Origin of the sequence: Prochlorococcus marinus str. MIT 9312, from assembly GCF_000012645.1 — a bacterium.
Lineage (GTDB): Bacteria > Cyanobacteriota > Cyanobacteriia > PCC-6307 > Cyanobiaceae > Prochlorococcus_A > Prochlorococcus_A marinus_L.
This window is the reverse complement of the sequence record NC_007577.1, coordinates 488,864-509,776: the sequence shown is the minus strand read 5'-3', so window position 1 is coordinate 509,776 and position 20,913 is coordinate 488,864. Positions and strand designations below refer to the sequence as shown.

Genomic DNA, 20,913 nt, shown 5'->3' with positions numbered 1-20,913 from the left:
ATTATGGAATTAACTCTTTGGACATACGAAGGACCACCTCATGTAGGTGCAATGAGAGTGGCTTCATCAATGAAAGATATTCATTACGTACTCCATGCTCCTCAAGGAGATACTTATGCAGATCTCCTTTTTACAATGATCGAGAGAAGAGGTCAGAGACCTCCTGTAACTTATACAACGTTTCAAGCTAGAGATTTAGGAGGAGATACAGCTGAATTAGTTAAAAGGAATATTACTGAGGCAGTTGAAAGATTTAAACCAAAAACCCTTTTAGTAGGAGAAAGTTGTACTGCTGAACTAATACAAGATCAGCCAGGTGCTCTTGCTAAGGGTATGGGTTTTGATATTCCAATTGTTAACCTTGAACTTCCTGCTTACAGCAAAAAAGAAAACTGGGGAGCTTCAGAAACCTTTTATCAAATAATTAGAACTCTTTTAAAAGATAAGGTAAATGAAATTGATAAAATCAACCCTCAAAGATGGAAGTCTTTAGGTCGAAGACCTAAAGTTAATATATTAGGTCCTACATTATTAGGATTTAGATGCAGAGATGATGTAATCGAAATTCAACGTATACTTTCAGAGCAAGGTATTGATACTAATGTTGTTGCACCACTGGGTTCAAGTCCAGAAGATATTGAGAGATTAATTGATGCTGATATTAATGTTTGCCTATATCATGAAATTGCTGAGATTTCTTGTGAATGGCTTAAACGTAATTGCGGAATGGAATATACCACTACTATTCCAATTGGTATAAAAAATACGATTAACTTTATTCATGAAGTTCATGAAAAGCTTGACCTCCCTTTAACAAATAAAGGAGAGCTAGAGAACAAGTCAAAACTTCCATGGTATTCAAAGTCAGTTGATTCTAATTATTTGACGGGGAAAAGGGTTTTTATATTTGGTGACGGTACTCATGCTATCGCAGCGGCAAAAATTGCCAAAGATGAATTAGGCTTTGAAGTCGTAGGTCTAGGAACCTACAGCAGAGAAATGGCAAGACAAGTAAGAGCTGCCGCTAAGGATTTAAATATAGAAGCACTAATAACTAATAGCTACCTTGAAGTTGAAGATGCTATGAAAAAAGCGTCCCCTGAATTGGTCTTAGGAACTCAAATGGAAAGGCATAGCGCAAAAAGGCTTGGAATTCCATGTTCAGTGATAAGTACCCCAATGCATGTCCAGGATGTTCCCGCTAGATATAGTCCTCAAATGGGATGGGAAGGAGCAAATGTGATTTTTGACGACTGGGTTCATCCTCTAATGATGGGATTAGAAGAGCATCTTATTGATATGTTTAAACATGACTTCGAGTTTGTTGACGGTCATCAAAGTCATCTAGGACATACTGCGACAAATGCTCCTGATAATAAAGAAACTAAGCAAGCGCAAAGTAATATGAATATTCAAGAAAAAAGTATTCTTTGGACAGAATCTGGGAAAGCAGAACTTACAAAAGTACCATTTTTTGTGAGAGGTAAAGTTAAATCAAATACAGAGAAATATGCTCTCTCTAAAGGTCTTCCTGAAATTAATGATGAGACCCTCTACGACGCAAAAGCATTTTTTGGTTAATTATTACAAATAAAATATTATCTAGGCATGAGTATTTTCACTCATATAATAAATAAAAAAGCCTAGAATATCTAGTTATAAACATATATCTTGTATCTTTAATCTTAATAAATAACTATTTGTTGAGAAATGAATTCTATGAGGCATATACCTGCAAGAATATAAGTATTAACGTGTAAATTCCAGCTTTAAATGACAAGTACTATAAATAAACCTCTTGATGGGGAAGGGAGTGTTCAAGTAAAGCAAGATCCAAAAATAAATATCGAAGAAGGAGCTTTAGTTATTGCCGTGTACGGCAAGGGTGGCATAGGAAAATCAACTACATCATCAAACCTTTCTGCAGCATTCTCAAAATTAGGGAAAAAGGTTCTACAAATTGGATGTGATCCGAAACACGATAGCACTTTCACTTTGACGCACAAAATGGTTCCTACAGTTATCGATATTCTCGAAGAAGTAGATTTTCATAGCGAAGAATTGAGACCAACCGATTTCATGTTTGAAGGCTTTAATGGCGTAATGTGCGTCGAAAGTGGAGGCCCTCCTGCTGGTACAGGATGCGGGGGATATGTAACTGGTCAGACAGTTAAGCTTTTAAAAGAACATCACTTATTAGAAGATACAGATGTTGTTATTTTTGATGTTCTTGGGGACGTGGTTTGCGGTGGCTTTGCAGCTCCATTGCAACATGCAAATTACTGTCTAATTGTAACTGCCAATGACTTCGATTCAATTTTCGCTATGAATAGAATAGTCTCTGCAATTAAAGCAAAAGCAAAAAATTATAAAGTCAGACTAGGCGGCGTAGTAGCAAATCGATCAAAAGATACAGACCAAATTGATAAATTCAATGAAAGAACAGGTTTAAAAACTATGGCTCATTTTAAAGATGTAGATGCTATCAGAAGATCAAGACTAAAGAAATGTACCATCTTTGAAATGGAACCAACTGAAGACGTAATTGAAGTTCAAAATGAATATTTATCTCTTGCTAAAAATATGCTTGAAAACGTAGAACCTTTAGAAGGAAATCCACTTAAAGATAGAGAAATTTTTGATTTATTAGGATTTGATTAGTCTTAATTAATTTAATCCGACCAATTTTTTTGTTAAATCATAAGTTTGTTGAGAAGTCTTAGTATCAATTATTCTTTTTGACAACTTTTGAGAAAAAGCTTTTCTGCCAGCTTTTTGACGATTTCCCCAGCTCCAATGGACTGATGGTTTAGAATATTCTTTATAGCTTGCTACCTGAGCAACCCTTTCTCCTGCTAATCTTTGTGACACATATCCTTTAGTTATAAATTTTTGAAATATCGGGAAAAGAAATCTAAATAACCAAGGTGTATCTCTAAAAAGTTTAGTGTCAGCGACACATCCCGGATATAGAGAATTAATAATAATTTTCTCTGCAGGATATCTTTTTGATAATTCCTGTACGGTCACCATATTGCAAAGTTTACTATCCTTATAAGCCTTACCAGGTTTGAATTTCTTCCCATTCGCCATACTTATTGGAGATAAAAAACCATTTTTAAATCCAGACAAATCTCCTAAATCAGCTGGAGCGGGGATTGGTATCCTCCCTCCAAGTTCTGAATAATTTGCTGTGACAGTTCCTAATACTGTAATTCTTGGCTTGAATACAGTAGATTTACCATTTAAGAAAATTTCTCTTTCCGAAGATAAAATATTTTCCATAAGTAGTTTTATCATAAGAAAATGCCCAAAATGATTGACTGCCATAGAGTTTTCATAACCCTGTGGAGATCTTTCAGGTCTCTTTAGTCTTGGCTTATAAACTGCTGCATTACAAATAAGAGAATTAATTGGTTTTTTAAATCTTTCCAATATTTCATCGCAACCTTTTCTTACATCATCCAAATCAGAAAGATCTATCTCTATAAAATGGACATCTTTAATTTCCTCTTTTGTCAAGAATTCGTCAGCTATTTTTATCGCTCTTTTATTTGATCGATTAACAGCTATGACTTCCCATCCAAATCTTAATAGAGGTTTTAGAGTATTTAATCCAACTCCTGAAGTTGTACCTGTTATTAGGACTAAACCCTTGATGTTCTTACTCACTGGCAAAAAAGTTAATAGAAAAAGATAAGTAAAATGATTCTAGATCATCCTTATTAACGCCATATTACTCTGATAATGTCCCTAGAAATTATTTGATCCTGATCCTTCATAAATCTTTGCTCACCTTCGGAAGAAAATAAATCATCAAACCTACTTGTCAAAACATTGAATTGATATTTTTCGAATAAAAATGAGTCTTGAATTTCCCTTAATCTGATCAATCTAACTTTGGAACTATAGCCAAGTTTTATTAAGCTTATTATGGCTAAAAGGGAAAAGCAAATTTTTATGTTTAAAAAAACTAAAGATACAAAATTTTCCTGTTTCTGTTGCTTTTTTTCAAAGCCAGGGCTTAGATATTTTTTGTAAAAAATACCATTTTTATAAAAGGACTTTGACAAATTTTTCTTGGTATATTTACTGAATAGGTAAATTCAGTCTTGTTATATTATTACCTTAAAAATTTATATTTTCTAATTAATTTAGTTTCTACCTAAACTAATACCTAGTCTTAATGCTAAAACACCTGCATGCACAACTACTATTAGGCTTAGTGCAATTAAATTTATTGTTTGAGTTGGCTCCATAGGTAAAAAAAATATTTCCTTTATTCTCCACCTAAAAGAGGGAATTTGACACACTATTACAAAATGATGTTACGTAATTAATAAATTGAAAGAAAAAATTTATTAAAAATTATTATAAATAGACCAGCAAATTTAATTTTGGGAATAGAAAATCAAGCTTTAATTTTTTCAACAAATAATTTACCTGGATTTGATCAAATGGCTTTAGATTTAAATTCTTTAAATCAGACAATTTCTAATCCTGAAATCATTTTCACATTAAGATTCTACTATTGGACTGGGGATTGGCTTTCAATTGGCTATCACCAAAAGGAAATTCCTCCTCATTGGGAAAAATTATTATTTAATAAGGAAATTAACATTGTAAGACGTCCCTCTGGAGGGGGAGCTGTTTTGCATTCGGGAGGAATAACATATGCATTAACATTTAAAAAAAGTCACTATAAAATACTAAGTTATGAACTGGTTAACAAATGGTTAATTAAGAGTTTTCGAGAATTAGGTCTAAAGTTACAAAATGGCAAATTACGAAAATCGCCAATAGCAACTAATTGTTTTGGGAGTAAATTAATTTCTGATTTAGTTGATCAGGATGGGTTCAAGAGAGTAGGAAGTGCACAATATCGAAAAAAAGGTGCCTTCCTTCAGCATGGAGAGATTCAAACAAATCCCTCAAAAGATTTATGGTTAAAATTATTTCAAGAAGAAGCTCCACCTAAATTAAATCTAGATCTTACAAATGATGAAATAGTTCATCATTTAAGAAATTCATTCCTAGAGAATAAATCTAATATAAGATTCAAAAATGTTGCCATTGATAATTAAAATATTGAAAATTTTCATGACACCAATTCTTAAAGATCTCCTTTCTGCTTCATTAAATTAACTATTCTTGGCAATTCAATTCCCAAAGGATACTGATTTTTATAATTTAATTTGTTAACAATCTCTAAAGGCAAATTAAAACCTAATTTATTCAATATAAAGTATCCAATTTTAGACCTATCAATTATCCCCAAAGGGATATCTGCAGCATTGAGTACCAATAAAAAACCTTCACTAGTGTCTTCAAGTCTTTCTATAGTTTTCCATAATTTTTCATTACTATAGATATTCGCAAAACTGTTTATTGGTTTCTGAAAATCCCCAACAAAATTCCGCTCCCATTTTTTTATAGTTACAGTTTTTAAAATATTCTCATCAACAAAACCGGTCCATCTACCAGTATTTGCAACAAAGAAATATTTATCTGCTGCATCCTTTTTATCTTTTATTTTTGTGTTAAATTCTGAGAAATTAGAATCGAATTCAATTTTTCTCAATGGCTTTAATTTAAGCTCAGAAACTTTACTAAATTTAAGGATGTTTTCAATTTTAAAAAATTGACTTTCTGATTTTGAAGAATTAACGCCTAACAAACCTAAAAAAGAAAGAATAAAACCATAATAAAAATTAAATCTAAATAAACAAATTATGCCAAATATTAGAACTAAAAAAGATAAAGATAAATTTACTTTATTGAGGAAATCTCTTCCTTTATTTTTACTCCCTGAGAAATGCCAAATAATACTTTTTAATAAATTCCCCCCATCTAAAGAACCAATTGGAATTAAATTTAAGAAGCCTAAGAATAAATTTAATATACCTACTCTAGAAATTATATTGATAGCTATTATTTCTTGAGATGTACTGTAATTGCTAATTAAAAGTAGAATAAATGCTGTAGCGAAACATAATAGAGGTCTAACGATTGCAATTTTTATATTCCCCAAAGCAGTTTGACAATACTTATCTGTGTGTAAAATTGCCCCTAGAAAATAAAAAGTGATTTTTCTAATTTTTACACCCTGATTTAGGGAAACAAAGGTATGTAAAACCTCATGAGAAATAATTGAAGATAATAATAAAAAAGATGTAGAAAATCCAATAATCCAAGCCTCTTTAGTATTGTAAATATCGCCTGAGGTAAAATTAACCTGATTACTAATACTCCATGAGAATAAAAAGAGAATTGCAAACCAATAAGGATGAATTCTGAAGGGAATTCCCCATATTTTAAAAATTTGCCAACTTCTCAAAAATAATCTCCGCTATATTTAGCAATAATATTAATTTTACATACTGGATAACGATATGCCCAAGACTAACACTTTAGTTAAAATTTGCGGACTCACGTCTGAAGAACAAGCTCTTCAAGTCGCCAAATTAGGAGCTCATGCTATCGGAATTATTGCGGTTGAAGAGTCACCAAGGTATGTATCAGCTGTAAAAAAGAAGAAAATTTTTAAAACATTAGAAAGTTTTTACCCAAAAATCGAGAGGGTATCTGTTGTCCAAAATTGTTCTATAGATTTAATTATTAAAAATTTCTTAGGAAACCCTAGTGAAACTATAATTCAATTACATGGAGATGAGGATATTGATTACTGCAAAAGGTTAAGGGAAAAAATTCCAAATATTGGAATATGGAAGGCCTTCAGAATAAAAACTAAAAAGGACTTGGATCAAATAAAACCTTTTGAAGATTTTGTAGATGCGATACTACTTGATTCATGGAATAAAGAAACTTATGGGGGTTCAGGGAAAAAAATAAAAACTATTTATCTAGAGAATCTCCAATTTAGTAAACCTTGGTGGCTAGCAGGCGGAATATCAACTGAATGGATTGATGAAATTTTAACTGACATCAAACCAGATGGACTAGACATTTCAAGCAGTATTGAAATATCTCCAGGCTTGAAAGATCTAGAAAAAACAGGGGCCCTAATTAAGTTTTTAAAAAAGAATTAGTAGTTATTAGTTGCAGATTGCTGTTTTACAAGTTCAAAAAATTCTTGTTTTAAACTTAAGTCATGCCTAAAGTCGCCTCTTACTACAGAATTAATCATACTTGTATTTGGTTCTTTAACTCCCCTCCATTTCATACAATAGTGTTGGGCCTTCACAATAATACCTAAACCTTTAGGTTCACACAATTTTTCAATTTCATCTGCGAGTATCATTACAGCTTCTTCTTGAATATGAGGTCTTGAAAAAACCCAATCAGCGACTCTTGCAAATTTTGAGAGCCCTATAACTTTATTCCCAGGTTTAATGCCTATCCAACACTCCCCAAGAATTGGGACCAAATGATGTGAACATGCAGATCTTACTGAAATAGGGCCTACAGTATAAATCTCATCAAGATTCTTATCGTTTGGAAAACTTGTAACTTTGGGTTGTTCATGATATCTCCCTTTAAAAACTTCATTTAAATACATCTTTGAGACTCTTTCTGCAGTCTCTTGAGTATTATGATCATTTTCAACATCTATTACTAAGGACTTAAGGAGGTCTTTAACTCTGGAGGCTACTTCTTTTTCTAGAATTTCTAATTCTCCAGGATTTATAAAGTCTGCAATGTTATCATTTGCACTGAATCTTGTCCCAGAATTCTTAATTCTGTCTCTGATAATTTCAGAGATTAGTTTATTAGTAATCTGGTCATCAAAGTTTCTAATATTATCGTTGGGTAATGTAGAGGTCATAAAATTTTAAACAGAAAATTGTATGCAACTTAATTTACTGTATCTTCCAAAAGCTTAATTGCTTATACACTATATCACATTCTCTTGTTCAATCGGGTTCAAATAGTCCTAAAAAAAATCACCTTTTAAAGATTAAAAAGATAAATAGAATTTTCAAAAAGCACCTCCAGAAGGCATCAAAGTTAAGTCTTCAATCAATTGTGACTCGGGTTGTTGTGCCATATAAAGAATAGTATCTGATACCTTATTTGAGGAGAGCATAGAAGTTCTATCAAAATCAGAATTAATTGATTCGGAGTCCCAAAGAGGAGTATTTACTGAACCTAAAGTTATTGTGCATGCTCTTATTGAATTGGATCTCTCCTCTTCCCTCAAGCATTTAGTAAACATGGTGAGTGCAGATTTTGAAATACAATATGCACCCCATTGAGGGAAAGCATTATAAGAGGCATGACTACTAACATTAATTACTAAACCACCATTTTTTCTCATTTGAGGGATTATTGAGCTGCAAATTTGAAAAACACTCGTAAGGTTTATTTGAATTGTTTGTTCCCATTGCCCAAAATCCATTTCAACTAAAGACCCATTAAATGCGCAACCGGCATTATTTATCAAGACTGAAGGGCAACCATATTTCTCAATTGCTTCTCCAACACAATTCTCTATTCCTATAGGATTAGCTAAATCACATTTAACCAGGCTAATTTTTGATTTAGTAGTCAATAATTCACTCTTTAGTTTCTCCAATAAATCCATATTCCTGGAAAGTAGAATTAAATCCCAACCAGCTTTAGCAAAAGTAATTGCGGTAGATCTACCAATACCTTTCGTAGCACCTGTTATAAAAGCTAGTTTCAATTTATTCAGATTGGGGGGGGATTTCACTATAAATCTCTTCAATATTATTTGCTTCGATAAATTTACCTAAAACCCTAAATTTTTTATATCTTTCCTCAATGAGTTCATCTTTAGTCATTTGCAGTAGAGTATCAAGGTGTTTCTCAATAGCCTCCTTTAGTGTATTGCCAGCATCTAAAGGAGCCCAATTGTTTCCACCCGAAGGTTCTGGTAATACTTCATCTATTATCCCCAATTTAAGTAAATCTTTACCTGTAATTTTAAGTGCTGATGCTGCTTCAGGAGCCTTTGCAGCATCTCTCCATAAAATTGATGCACATGCTTCTGGACTAGCAACTGTATAAACACTGTGTTCAAACATTAGTAACCTATCAGCAACACCTATTCCAAGTGCGCCTCCAGAACCACCTTCTCCAATAACAGTAGCCACAATAGGGACTGTCAAACCAAACATCTCCCTTAAGTTTCTTGCAATCGCTTCCCCTTGTCCCTGCTCTTCAGCTGTTAAACCTGCATAGGCTCCAGGAGTGTCAATAAATGTAAGAATTGGCAAAGAAAATCTATCTGCATGCTGCATTAATCTAAGCGCTTTTCTATAACCTCCTGGCTTTGCCATTCCAAAGTTTCTTACAACATTTTCTTTAGTATCTCTTCCTTTCTGATGCCCCAACATCAACACTGGTCGATTATTTATCGAACCTATACCTCCAATTAGTGCCATATCATCGCCTCCATTTCTATCTCCATGTAATTCGATCCAGTCATCACAAAACATTTGAACAAAGTCTAAAGTGCTAGGTCTTTGAGGATGTCTAGCCACCTGAATCTTTTGTGCAGGCGTTAGTGATTTAAATATCTCTTCTCTTCTCCTAGTTGCCAAGGTTTCAAGCTGCAGAAGCTGTTGACTAACATCCACTTCTGAATCTCGAGCTAATTCTTTAATTTGCTCTATCTGTTTCTCAAGTTCAACAAGAGGCTTTTCAAAATCAAGTAGGTAACGTTTAGCCATAATTTCAAACAGTCAATACTTTAGGCTGTTTATCAAGTCCAATCGCAGAAAAACCATGTTTCAAAGAAGCTGCTCCAATAAATTCCATTTTTTCAAGAGAAATGTTATTCCTTCCCCAACTAAAGTTGGTATGACACTTTTCAAATTCTAAAATCATAGCTTCTGCAAAGCAAGCAAACATCTCTCTCTGAGGGTTCTGCATTTCTGCAAGTTCCATCATATTCCAGCCAATATCATTGAAAAACTCTACTATACCTCCTTTTAAAACATGAATATTTTTACCTTTAAATTTCTCATCAAGATTTTTAGGGTATCCACCATCAATCATTAAACATGGTTTTTTTAAGTTTTCAATTTCAATTTCAATCGTTTTAGGCATACTTGCAACCCATACAACAATATCCGCTTGAGGCAATGCTTCATCTAAACTTTTTATAGTGCCACCATCTAATTCTTTCTGTAATAGAGTTAATGGTTGTTGTTGTCTAGCCACCATAAGAAGTTCTGAAATACCAGTTTTATTGACAAGCCACCTACAAACAGCACTTCCTATATCACCTGTAGCACCAATAACAGCAACAGTTGCAGTTTTAAGATCTATCCCTATGCGAGGAGCATTTATTTCTAGTTGCCTACAAATAACCCAGGCAGTGTGTGTATTACCTGTAGTAAACCTTTCCCACTCTAATGAAGTATTTCTAATTTGTTTATGTTGAAGAAGATTAAAATTTTCGAAAATAATAGAAGTAAATCCTCCTAAAGCCGTAATGTTAATCCCTTTTTTCTGAGCTAATTCCATAGCATTTAATACTTTTCTTCTTGCGGTTTTAAACCTAGAAAGCATTTCAGGAACAAAGCAAGAATCTATATAAGAACCTTCAATAGATATTCCAGTAGCACTCTTAACTTCTACATTTTCAACCAATTGAGGAGGGGCTGTACACCAAACATCTAGATCACCATCAGCAATATGATCAAAGCCTAGTAATGAAGCTTTTCTTTTTGCATCTTCAAAACTAGTTGAGTGGCCTATTAACCCAAACATTGAAAATTTATTAATGGTTTCTATACAATGTTATGAACAATAGCATAGAGGTATGTATTTAATTTAGAAATGATAAATTATTAGAATGCTTAGTTAATTAGAAATATTATTAAACAATCGCTGCCATAGCCATTCTTGCAATTTCTCTATTATCAAGACCTATTTCTAGAAGAGTGTCTTGGTAAGCAATCATAAATTCTTCCATTAACTCTTCTCTATCCATAGCCAAAACTGATGCATCTTCTGCTACTTCATCTAACATCTTTTTAATTAAGGGAAGGTTAACCTTATTGGCTTCCATTAATTCTTCTTTACAAGTAGATAAATTCTTTTTAAGCCACTCTTGGCCGTAATTTAGATGGAGATATTCATCTTTAACCACTCCCTCTGTTATTTTTTTTGCAAAAGGATCAGCAACTCTTATGTAAACGTTATAAGCAGATATAGCAAAAGCTTCAATTAAAATAGCTTGTATCAGAAGACAAGTTGTTAAATTTCCTTTTTCTAAAGCAATTTGAAAATTACCATGCAATTTAGAAAAGAATTTTTTTGCGAATACCATATCAGCATCTACTCCTAAATTTCTTCCACAAGCAGTAAATCCTTTTTTATGCTTGAGTTCCATTCTCGCCAACTTAGTTAATTCTTCTAACTCATTTGGTATTAACGTTGCTATTGAAATGTAATTATCATGAGCCTCTTGCTCTCCCTCTATAACAATTGCATTTATTCTGCTATATGCATCCTTATAGGAATCTGTTGTAAAGTCGGGAAGATTCAAAGAATTCGTGTCTATGGATTCTTCAGTAGTTTTTGTATTTGTTTCTAGAGTTTGCATGTCAGTAATCTTTAGCTCATTATGCATGAATATTACATGATTATAGTGAGTTTATTTAAATATCATGAAAATATTTTCAATTGTTAAGTCACATTTTTCAACTTAAATTTATTTCAATTTAATTGGGCCAATCCGATTCCATTAGATTCATTATCAATTTGAACCAATGATTAATCAATAATTCCTTTAAATCTTTTCCTAAGGACTCATTTGCACCTCTACTATCCCCAATCACTCCAGATTTACTCAAGTCTTTTGTGAGCCAAGCAGTTGGCGCATTTCCCTCTAAACTCCAACCTTCTGGGATCTGTCCTTTAATGCCCTCATTAGGACGTTCATCACCTACCAATTCTGGTTTTATAGCCAGCATCAAACTTGTTTCAGCTAAGGATGCATGTAGCCCATTCTCGATCTCAGTTTTTGTTAACAATTCACTTAATCCATTAACACCACTCCATAAGAAACAAGGGAATACTGCCATCCCAGGTGCAAAACTTCTTAGCTCTCTTGCAGCTGTATTTAGTAGTGAGATTTGACCTCCATGTCCATTAATCAATATCAATCTTTTAAAACCCATTTCAGATAATTGACCTCCGACTTCCTTAATCATTGAGGTTATTAAATATGAGGAAAGTGAAATTGTCCCAGCAAAACCCTTATGTTCTGGAGAAAACCCAATATATTGTGTTGGAAGTTTTTTTAATGGGATATCGGAAGAGAATAATTTAAAAACTTCGCTAATGATTTCATCAACAAAAATACTATCTGTAGCAAGAGGCAAATGCGGCCCATGTTGCTCAACAGCGCCGAATGGCCAAATAACTGTTGATCTTTTGTCTTTTGCAATACTCTCAATTTCTTGCCAATTTAAATATTCAAATTTATTAGGTATTGGTTTAAAGTTCATTAATTTTAATTTTGAGTACTAACATTTAGAGTATGTTATTAATTAATTATTCTTATTTTACCTACGATGGGAGTCAGTAATAAAAATGCCCAAGATAATATCCAACCAAAGGGCAATAAAAAAAATTTTAAAAAACCTCTTCAGGTACTTCACATAAGCAAGAAGGATACTCAAAAAAAATCTCAAGAAATACAGAATGAACAAAACAATTCGCAAGAAGAAATTAAAAAAGAAAATATCGCAATCAAACCTCAAATAATTAAAGATGAATCAGTAAACGAAATTGAGGACAGTAATGAAAACACGAAAGCTTTTGATAGTTCTCAACAAAACTTAAATAGACCCCTTAATTTTTCTGAGCAAAACACAGATTTTCAATTAGAAAGAACAGTTGATGAATTCGATTTTGATGAAAGTGCTTTTTTGGAGGCTTTAAATGAAAATGAGCCAATTGGGGCTACAGGAGAAACAATTTCAGGGAAGGTTATAGCAATCGAAAGTGATGGCCTATATGTTGACATTGGTGGGAAAGCACCTGGTTATATGCCAAAAAAAGAATGTGGGTTGGGTGTCATAACTAACTTTAAAGAAAAATTCTCTATAGGCCTTGAAATGGAAGTCTTGGTTATAAAAGAACAAAATGCTGATGGGATGGTAACAGTGAGCGCTAGGGCATTAATTCTCAGGCAAAGTTGGGAGAAAGTTTCAAATTCCGCTAAAAATGGAGAATTAATTGACGTTTTAATTAATGGATTTAACAGAGGTGGACTTACATGTGATGTAGATGGATTGAGAGGATTCATCCCAAGATCCCAACTTGAAGATGGTCAAGATTATCAATCTTTTGTTGGCAAAACTCTAAAAGTAGCGTTCCTTGAGGTGAATCCAGAATCCAGAAAATTAGTTCTCTCTGAAAAGAAAGCATCATTAGTCTCTAAACTTACGAGTCTAGACTTGGGTCAATTAATTGAAGGAGAAGTTTTAGCAGTAAAACCATATGGCTTCTTTATTGATTTAGGTGGAGCTAGTGGACTTCTTCATCAATCCTCACTAACAAAAGGATCGATTCGTTCTTTACGAGAAATTTTTAGAGAAGGGGAAATTATAAAAGCTTTAATATCTGAAATTGACCTTGAGAAAGGGCGAATTGGTCTTAATACAGCCCTTTTAGAGAACTCTGCAGGAGAATTAATTATTGATAAAGAAAAAGTTATGCGAGAAGCCACTGATAGAGCACTAAAAACCAAAGCACTCTTCGACAAAAAAAATCAAGACAAATGAATATTAATAAGAAAAAAGAAACAAGTCCTGAATTAAAAATTTCAGATTGGGAATTAGACTTTTATTCAAGACCAATAATTGAAGCAAATGGAAAAAAAAGATGGGAGTTAATTATTTGCTCTACAAGAAGTTATGAGACAAAAGATATTTTTCTTTGGAATAAAAAATGCCCTGCTAGTGAAGTTAATTCGATATGGCTTACAAAAGCTCTTAATGAAGCACTAAATGAAGCGAGAAAAGAAGGGTGGGCGAAACCTTCAATAGTTAGATTCTGGAGATCTTCAATGAAGTCCATAATTAAAAAGTCACTGGAAGCCACTAATATTGAGGCACTTGTTAGTAGAAGAACCTATAATTTGTTCGATAGAATAGAATTTCTTGAAAAAGATATTTATCCAAAGGAAAAAGGCTACGTAAGAGGTGTACTAGCTCCAACTTTTACTTCTACAATGGAAAGCTCACCTACACCCTTACCAGAAGCAGTGAGAGGCGATGCTTTAACTATCTCTGAAATATCTGTTGGCGAATTGAAATCAGCACAAAATTGGCCAATTGAATTTGGAGATATTTTTCCAATTCATCAACCATTGGATAATAATGAATTAATTCCTGGATTAAGACTTTTTAGCAAAGAAAGATCTTTGGCACTTTCTGCATGGTTCAGTTCTTTAGAACCTATTAAATTAATAATAAGTAAAAACCAACTAATACTTGAAGCTTCGGAAGATGATAAGTGGCTTGTAACGGATTTACCAGAAAAAGATGCAAATATTTTAAGTACAAAGTTTTTAGAAAATAAAAAAAATTCCTTTGGTTATCAATTTATTTCCATACAGTCAACGCCATACATCGAAAAATTTGCAGGATTCTGGATCTTGAGAGATATTGAATTAATTAAATAAGTTTTGTTTGGGAGAGGGAACTATTCCTTATAAAGATATACATTTCTCAAAAAATAAAATTTTCATTCAAAACAAAAAATTTGAGTACTATTCATCACCTATTCTTAGTAAATATAAATTTCCACATGCTTACTTTACGAAGTCTAGCTCTAAGAAATTTCTTCAATTATTAGGAAATTTCTTTAATGAAAATCATGTAAATTGCGTTTCTAATCAAATTCACAGTAATTCGATAGTTTTTGGATCACATTCGCAAAAAGGGAGTGAGATTGATGCAGATGGTCTTATTGGTGATAAATTTAATCAAAACTTGTGGGTTTACACAGCTGATTGCATGCCAATATTTTTTGCAGACAAAAGTACAAGAAATGTAGCAGCCTTGCATTGTGGAAGAAAAGGCTTAGAAAAAAAAATAATAAAAAATATGGTTAAAATTTTTGATAATTTAGGAACTTCTAGAGATGACTTACTTGTTGCGATAGGGCCATCAATATCGAAGGAACATTATCTAGTTGATAAAAAGACACTAAATGAATTTTATAGAAAGGCCGAAAATAAAAGAATAGCAGTCAACTTGACTAAATTTGAAAATTTTTTTTATGTTAATGATTTAAATAACTTGAAAAAGCGAAACTTTAATCAACTTAATCTAAAAAGATTCGCTCATAGACAACTTTTGAATGAAAATATTCCTGATACAAATATCGACATCTCCAATTTATGCACATACAAATTAAAAGATGAATTTAATTCCTGGAGAAGGAGCAAAACAATCTCAAGGCAATGGAGTTTTATTCACTCATAAGTAATGCTTAATTTGGACAATTTTCTCTAGTAAAGTCTTTAGCGACTAATAATTCTGTCATCTCCTTAGTACCTTTAATATTAAATACTTTCGCTAACAAAACATTATCTTTAAAACCAAAAGGTTTTATTTTCACTCTGCTTCCTCTTGGAAATTCACTTTTGAGTAAATTAGTTGCTTCAAGTTCATTATTTACATTTACATCTACACAAAATAATCCAATAATTAAGTTCCTATTTTGATCCCCCACCAAAATAGTATTTGAACTTTTAATTTGAAGAATTTCAGCCGAGTTAACTACTAGAGGATTAAGAACAATCAAGCAAATTATTATTATAAATTTTGATAAATTTTTCAATTCAGAAATTTTTAAGATTTTGATTTTTTTTAAAATTAAATTTTTTAAAATGGCTTATTTAAAAATTATTCTTCACAATTAACATATCCAACCATTTGAGCGTTACTTTTCCCAGGAGGGACCATTGGATAGCAATTTTCACCTCTTCTGACAAGAATATTAATCAAGGCAGGGCCGTCATGATTAAGCGCATGTTGTAATTCATTCTGTAATTGTTTTCTATCAGAAATTAAGTATCCCTTAACTCCGAAAGACTCAGCAAGTTTTACAAAATCAGGTTCGCCACAACTCATGTCAGATGAGGAATACCTTTCATTGTAGAAACTTTCCTGCCATTGCCTCACCATCCCTTGCCAGCGATTATTTATGATAATTAACTTAACATTTAAACCATATTGAGATAAGGTTCCTAATTCTTGAATATTCATTAAGACGCTAGCATCTCCAGCTATGCATATTACATCTGAATTAGGTAAGGCTGCTTTAACTCCAATTGCCGCTGGCAATCCAAAACCCATAGTTCCTAAGCCAGCACTACTAATCCATTTTCTTGGAGAATTCCTAAGATATTGAGCCGCCCACATCTGATGTTGTCCTACATCTGTAGTTACATAAGCTTCAGGTAAAAGTTCCCTAACTTTCAAAAGAACTTCTTGAGGATAAATTTCTCCTTCTTGAGGAGGTTCATACAAGGGATGTTTATTTTTCCAAAAATCAATTTTTTCTAACCATTTCTTCGTCTGACAAGCAAATTTGTTATCCCGAGATTTTTCATTAATTTTGCGAACAGCTTTTGAAACATCAGAGACAATTGCAACATCTACACGCCTATTTTTATTAACTTCTGCTGGATCAATATCTATATGAATGACCTTTGCATTAGGTGCAAAAGTATCTAATTTTCCAGTCACTCTATCATCAAATCTAGCTCCAATAGCTATTAAAAGATCACATTCTGTTACTGCAAAGTTTGCGTAAGCAGTTCCGTGCATTCCTAACATCCCAACTGATAGATTATCTTTTTCGTCAAAAGCTCCTTTACCCATTAATGTCGTAGTAACTGGTATTTGATAATTTTTTGCCAAAGTTCTTATTTCATCATGAGACCCGGAAGATATTGCACCACCGCCAACATAGAGAAGAGGTCTTTCAGAGTCTTCTATTAATTTAATAGCCTTTTTGATATCACTATCATTAATGTCTCCATTTCTTTTAAATCCCTTAGGAATAATCTCACCAGGCAAAACTCTTTGGTAATGAAAGAATTCTTGACCTACATCCTTGGGTATGTCAATTAAAACAGGGCCGGGTCTTCCAGAAGAGGCTATAAAAAAAGCTTCTGAAACTACTTTCGCGATGTTTGCAGGATCTCTTATTACCCATGAATGTTTAACTATTGGAAGAGTTATGCCAAAAATATCAGTTTCTTGAAAAGCATCTGTCCCTATTGCAGGTCTTGGAACTTGACCTGTAACTACTACTAGAGGTATTGAATCCATTTGAGCAGTTGCAATTCCAGTTACCAAATTTGTTGCACCTGGACCTGAGGTCCCAAAACATACCCCTACCTCACCAGTAGATCTCGCATATCCATCAGCCGCATGAGAACCTCCTTGTTCATGTCTTACCATATAATGCTTTAACCAACCATCTTGCTCTGCCTTATGAACAGAGTCATATATTGGTAATATAGCTCCTCCAGGATATCCAAATATAACCTTTACCCCATTAATTTTTAGAGCATCCATGAGTGCATCTGCACCAGTTATCCAAACGGAATTTTCATTTTTTGAACTATCCTTTAACAAGGATCTCGAAGTAAGAGTCACTAAAGAAATTCAATATTTACTTTAAATATTAAACTCAATTAAATACTTTTGCCTCATTTAGAAATGTAATGTCAGAAAAGTATTCAAAAGAAATTTCAATAAATTTAAAATTTTTCAAATAAACATAAATTAATTTTCATAAAATCCCAAGCCTATGTAAGGGTCCAGAGCCTGCAATTAGTTCTATAAAAAGTACCAGAAAAACGATCATGGCAACTCTCCCATTCCACACCTCTGAACTATTATTCCAACCCCATTGCCATTTCTCTTGGGGATAAAGTTTAACTTTTTCAGGTAACTTAGAAGCCTCCTCTATATTAACTTGAGGCTCTTCCAGGCAAGAAATTACTAAATCACTAAGACCCTCAATAAAAGTAGGATGAGTATTTAGAGCCTTCACTCTACGAAAGTTTTTAATACCAGCTTTTTCGGCAATTTCTTTATATTCAATGTCAATTTCTTGCAATGTTTCAATATGCTCTCCAACGAAACTTATTGGAACCACAATAAGATCTTCAACATTAGACTTCCCAAGATCTGCTAACACTTCTTCGGTGTAAGGTTTCAACCATTCAACTGGACCAACTCTACTTTGGTAAGAAAGTGTATGCGGGTTACTGTGCCCTAAATATTTTTCCAGCTCATTAATTATCAATAAGGAACAATCTTCAATTTGTTGTTTATAAGGGTCTCCAGCTTCCTCTACATAACTCTTGGGAACTCCATGAGCAGTAAAAAATATATGTGCATTTGGAGGTGATTCACAACAGGAAATTTGTTGGGAAATTAATTCGACCATTGACTTTAAATAACCTGATTGACTGAACCAACTTCTTACACATCGCATTGGGATTTTCTTAAAATCATTATCGGAATCTCTTAATTTTTTTAATTCCCTAAAGCTTGAACCACTTGTACTTATTGAAAAATGTGGATACAAAGGTAGTACAACAATTTGATCTACACAATCTGCTTTCATATCAGCAATTGCTGATTCCGTAAAAGGATGCCAATACCTCATAGCGATATAAGTAGTAGCATTTAAACCTTTCTCCCTTAATTTAGATTGCAATTCTCTTGCTTGTTGTTCAGTTATCCTTCTAATGGGTGATCCTCCACCTATAGAAAGATAAGCTTGTTGTGAAGTGGTACTTCTAAGCGTACTAATTAACCAAGCTAAAGGTTTTTGAAAAGCAGGAAAAGGAGTCCTGATTATCTCTGGATCAGAAAAAAGATTATATAAGAATGGGCCGACATCGGTAATGCGTTCAGGCCCCCCTAAATTCATTAGCAAGACGCCTATTTTATTCATTTAAAATTTATGGTGATTGAAAATCAACATTAAAAACGTCATTATAAGGTCAATTATAGAAGTAAATGAACGTAATTCAGGAAATTAATAATGTCAATGATAAATTTGCTACTCAAGGAAGCAAGCTTAGAATTGAAAAAAGAGGAGAGAAATTAAATATCAGAGGTTCACTACCTACTAAAGAAGATAAAAATAACTTTAAAATTCAAAGAATATCTCTTGGTATAAAGGCTGATATTTCTGGATTAGAGGAGGCTAAAAAAAAATTAAAATTAATCAATTTGCAACTAGAACTAAATCAATTTGACTGGATTAATTGGATAAATAAACCTAATAAAAAGGAAATAAAAAATGATTTTGAATTTTCAAAAAGATTAAATCAATTTGAGGAATTTTTCTTTAAAGAAAGAAAAAATGAATATTTAACCAGCACTAGAAAAACTACTTGGAGAAGTTCTTATAAGCCCTATATGAAAAGAATTCTTTATATTTATGATATTGATAACAATGAAGATTTAGAAATTATATTTCAAAAAGCACTTGAAAGTTACAAGGAAGGGAGTAGAAGTAGGAAACAATGCGCTACTTCCCTAAGTGTTTTAGCAAAGTTTTTGGACATTAAACTCCCAGAAAATTGGAAATTAAATTCTAAAGGATATGGCCTAAATAAAGCAGGCTATAGAGATCTCCCCACAGACGAGTTGATAGAGAAACTTTGGGATAAGATACCAAACAACTCTTGGAAATTTGTTTTTGGTCTTATGGCTACATATGGATTAAGAAATCACGAAGTGTTTTTTTGTGACTTAAGTTCTTTAACAAATTTTGGAGACAAGATCATTAGAGTTTTACCTACGACGAAAACAGGGGAACATCAAATTTGGCCATTTCATCCTGAATGGGTAGAAAAGTTCGAATTAACAAAACTTGGTAAAAATCCAGAACTACTACCAAATATTAATAGAGACCTTAAAATCACAACCTTACAAAATATTGGAAAAAAAATTACAGACCAGTTTAAGCGATACTCTTTACAGATAAAACCTTATGATCTAAGGCATGCTTGGGCAGTAAGAACAATTTTTTATGATTTACCTGATACTGTAGCTGCCAGAATGATGGGACATTCGGTAAGCTTACATACTCAAACTTATCACCACTGGATTACTAAAAGAGATCAACAACAGGCAGTCAATAATGCACTTTTAAGAGTTAAGAGAGCTAAAAGTCTTTAAAGATTTATAATCACTTAATAAAATTAGAGTTATATGCAAGAGCAACCATTATCTTCCGAGAAAATATTCAACCTCGATAATCAAGCCAAAGAACTTGGAATGGGAGGCAAGCTATCCCCAGAAAACGATGAGAGCTCATATAAAAAAAGAATGCAGCAAAGAAAAGATATTCAAGCTGAAAGATTACAAATTAGAAAAACAAAAAAAGGATTATTGATTGTTTTTACGGGGAATGGCAAAGGTAAAACAACTGCATCTTTAGGGATGGCATTAAGGACAATAGGGCACGGTTATAAAGTAGCAATTATTCAATTTATTAAAGGGGGCTGGACCACTGGAGAAGAAAAAGCACTGAAGAATTTGTCTTCAAACATATCTTGGCATTCATTAGGAGAGGGATTTACTTGGGAAACACAAGATAGAATTAGGGATGAAAAATTAGTTCAAGAAGCATGGCGACTTGCCAAAAAATATATTAAGAATGATTCTTATAAACTTATAATCCTTGATGAAATTAATATAGCTACAAAACTTGGCTATCTTGCTTCAGAAGAAATAATCACCTTTTTTAAAAGTTTAAATAATAGAAAAAATCATGTTGTTTTAACTGGAAGGGGAGCATCTGATTCTATTATCAATTACGCTGATCTAGTTACAGAAATGAAGCTAATAAGACATCCTTTCAAAGAACAAGGAATAAAAGCTCAAAAGTGCGTTGAGTTCTAGTTAAAACAAATTTTTAATT

Annotated in this window: 22 protein-coding genes; 9 read left to right on the top strand and 13 right to left on the bottom strand. The window is 32.8% G+C overall.

Going from position 1 to position 20,913, the window contains the following annotated elements; genetic code table 11:
• Positions 1-3 precede the first annotated feature (3 nt).
• Together PMT9312_RS02795 and bchL are read left to right on the top strand one after the other, a co-directional pair.
• A complete protein-coding gene (locus PMT9312_RS02795; protein ID WP_011376103.1) occupies positions 4-1,581 on the top strand; it encodes a ferredoxin:protochlorophyllide reductase (ATP-dependent) subunit B in 1,578 nt (525 codons plus the stop codon).
• A 192-nt stretch (positions 1,582-1,773) separates the two neighbouring features.
• Positions 1,774-2,661 (top strand): ferredoxin:protochlorophyllide reductase (ATP-dependent) iron-sulfur ATP-binding protein, encoded by an 888-nt coding sequence (gene bchL / locus PMT9312_RS02790; RefSeq protein WP_011376102.1) that lies wholly within the window; start codon positions 1,774-1,776, stop codon positions 2,659-2,661.
• Positions 2,662-2,667: 6 nt separating this feature from the next.
• Here bchL and PMT9312_RS02785 read toward each other — a convergent pair whose 3' ends face one another.
• The 3 genes from PMT9312_RS02785 to psaM all read right to left on the bottom strand — a co-directional run bounded on the left by PMT9312_RS02785 (position 2,668) and on the right by psaM (position 4,259).
• Positions 2,668-3,672, bottom strand: a complete 1,005-nt coding sequence (locus PMT9312_RS02785) for a protochlorophyllide reductase (RefSeq protein WP_011376101.1) — start codon at positions 3,670-3,672, stop codon at positions 2,668-2,670.
• Positions 3,673-3,725: 53 nt separating this feature from the next.
• Complete coding sequence (locus PMT9312_RS02780; protein WP_011376100.1) at positions 3,726-4,073, bottom strand: hypothetical protein; 348 nt, start codon at positions 4,071-4,073, stop codon at positions 3,726-3,728.
• Between the two features lie 81 nt (positions 4,074-4,154).
• A complete protein-coding gene (gene psaM, locus PMT9312_RS02775; protein WP_011376099.1) occupies positions 4,155-4,259 on the bottom strand; it encodes a photosystem I reaction center subunit XII in 105 nt (34 codons plus the stop codon).
• A gap of 198 nt (positions 4,260-4,457) precedes the next feature.
• Here psaM and PMT9312_RS02770 point away from each other — a divergent pair, with 198 nt between their 5' ends.
• The gene (locus PMT9312_RS02770; protein ID WP_225866681.1) at positions 4,458-5,084 is read left to right on the top strand and encodes a lipoyl protein ligase domain-containing protein; all 627 of its coding nucleotides are present in this window, start codon (positions 4,458-4,460) and stop codon (positions 5,082-5,084) included.
• 29 nt (positions 5,085-5,113) lie between these two features.
• On the opposite strand, the gene PMT9312_RS02765 is transcribed toward PMT9312_RS02770, so the two are convergent.
• The gene (locus tag PMT9312_RS02765; protein ID WP_011376097.1) at positions 5,114-6,337 is read right to left on the bottom strand and encodes a site-2 protease family protein; all 1,224 of its coding nucleotides are present in this window, start codon (positions 6,335-6,337) and stop codon (positions 5,114-5,116) included.
• A 55-nt stretch (positions 6,338-6,392) separates the two neighbouring features.
• Between PMT9312_RS02765 and PMT9312_RS02760 the strand changes: the two genes are divergently transcribed.
• A complete protein-coding gene (locus PMT9312_RS02760; protein WP_011376096.1) occupies positions 6,393-7,049 on the top strand; it encodes a phosphoribosylanthranilate isomerase in 657 nt (218 codons plus the stop codon).
• On the opposite strand, the gene folE is transcribed toward PMT9312_RS02760, so the two are convergent.
• The 6 genes from folE to PMT9312_RS02730 all read right to left on the bottom strand — a co-directional run bounded on the left by folE (position 7,046) and on the right by PMT9312_RS02730 (position 12,446).
• Positions 7,046-7,786 (bottom strand): GTP cyclohydrolase I, encoded by a 741-nt coding sequence (gene folE, locus PMT9312_RS02755; protein WP_011376095.1) that lies wholly within the window; start codon positions 7,784-7,786, stop codon positions 7,046-7,048. The two genes, PMT9312_RS02760 and folE, sit on opposite strands and share 4 nt — an antisense overlap.
• Before the next feature lie 153 nt (positions 7,787-7,939).
• Positions 7,940-8,674 carry an SDR family oxidoreductase gene (locus PMT9312_RS02750; protein WP_011376094.1) on the bottom strand — a complete coding sequence of 245 codons (735 nt, stop codon included), beginning with the start codon at positions 8,672-8,674 and terminating at the stop codon, positions 7,940-7,942.
• Positions 8,649-9,656 (bottom strand): acetyl-CoA carboxylase carboxyltransferase subunit alpha, encoded by a 1,008-nt coding sequence (locus tag PMT9312_RS02745; RefSeq protein ID WP_011376093.1) that lies wholly within the window; start codon positions 9,654-9,656, stop codon positions 8,649-8,651. The genes PMT9312_RS02750 and PMT9312_RS02745 overlap by 26 nt, the downstream gene beginning before the upstream one ends.
• 4 nt (positions 9,657-9,660) lie before the next feature.
• Positions 9,661-10,701, bottom strand: a complete 1,041-nt coding sequence (locus tag PMT9312_RS02740; protein WP_011376092.1) for a long-chain acyl-[acyl-carrier-protein] reductase — start codon at positions 10,699-10,701, stop codon at positions 9,661-9,663.
• Between the two features lie 109 nt (positions 10,702-10,810).
• Positions 10,811-11,539 carry an aldehyde oxygenase (deformylating) gene (locus tag PMT9312_RS02735; RefSeq protein WP_036924707.1) on the bottom strand — a complete coding sequence of 243 codons (729 nt, stop codon included), beginning with the start codon at positions 11,537-11,539 and terminating at the stop codon, positions 10,811-10,813.
• Between the two features lie 118 nt (positions 11,540-11,657).
• Positions 11,658-12,446, bottom strand: coding sequence for a creatininase family protein (locus PMT9312_RS02730; RefSeq protein ID WP_011376090.1), 789 nt, complete (start codon positions 12,444-12,446; stop codon positions 11,658-11,660).
• A 66-nt stretch (positions 12,447-12,512) separates the two neighbouring features.
• Here PMT9312_RS02730 and PMT9312_RS02725 point away from each other — a divergent pair, with 66 nt between their 5' ends.
• From PMT9312_RS02725 to pgeF, 3 genes are read left to right on the top strand one after another with little or no spacing between them, the layout of a single operon-like run.
• A complete protein-coding gene (locus PMT9312_RS02725) occupies positions 12,513-13,727 on the top strand; it encodes a S1 RNA-binding domain-containing protein (RefSeq protein ID WP_011376089.1) in 1,215 nt (404 codons plus the stop codon).
• Positions 13,724-14,629, top strand: coding sequence for a Tab2 family RNA-binding protein (locus PMT9312_RS02720; RefSeq protein ID WP_011376088.1), 906 nt, complete (start codon positions 13,724-13,726; stop codon positions 14,627-14,629). The genes PMT9312_RS02725 and PMT9312_RS02720 overlap by 4 nt, the downstream gene beginning before the upstream one ends.
• A 7-nt stretch (positions 14,630-14,636) precedes the next feature.
• Positions 14,637-15,434, top strand: coding sequence for a peptidoglycan editing factor PgeF (gene pgeF / locus PMT9312_RS09425; protein WP_011376087.1), 798 nt, complete (start codon positions 14,637-14,639; stop codon positions 15,432-15,434).
• A gap of 7 nt (positions 15,435-15,441) precedes the next feature.
• Here the strand turns inward: pgeF and PMT9312_RS02710 are convergent, their stop codons facing one another.
• From PMT9312_RS02710 to hemH, 3 genes are all read right to left on the bottom strand, one after another.
• Positions 15,442-15,792, bottom strand: coding sequence for a hypothetical protein (locus tag PMT9312_RS02710; RefSeq protein ID WP_011376086.1), 351 nt, complete (start codon positions 15,790-15,792; stop codon positions 15,442-15,444).
• A gap of 65 nt (positions 15,793-15,857) precedes the next feature.
• Positions 15,858-17,621 (bottom strand): biosynthetic-type acetolactate synthase large subunit, encoded by a 1,764-nt coding sequence (gene ilvB / locus PMT9312_RS02705; RefSeq protein WP_011376085.1) that lies wholly within the window; start codon positions 17,619-17,621, stop codon positions 15,858-15,860.
• Positions 17,622-17,757: 136 nt separating this feature from the next.
• Positions 17,758-18,933: a ferrochelatase gene (gene hemH, locus PMT9312_RS02700; protein ID WP_011376084.1), complete on the bottom strand. Its 1,176-nt coding sequence runs from the start codon at positions 18,931-18,933 to the stop codon at positions 17,758-17,760.
• 65 nt (positions 18,934-18,998) lie between these two features.
• Here hemH and PMT9312_RS02695 point away from each other — a divergent pair, with 65 nt between their 5' ends.
• Positions 18,999-20,168 (top strand): site-specific integrase, encoded by a 1,170-nt coding sequence (locus PMT9312_RS02695; protein ID WP_011376083.1) that lies wholly within the window; start codon positions 18,999-19,001, stop codon positions 20,166-20,168.
• Positions 20,169-20,201: 33 nt separating this feature from the next.
• Positions 20,202-20,894 (top strand): cob(I)yrinic acid a,c-diamide adenosyltransferase, encoded by a 693-nt coding sequence (cobO, locus tag PMT9312_RS02690; protein ID WP_011376082.1) that lies wholly within the window; start codon positions 20,202-20,204, stop codon positions 20,892-20,894.
• Positions 20,895-20,913: the final 19 nt, after the last annotated feature.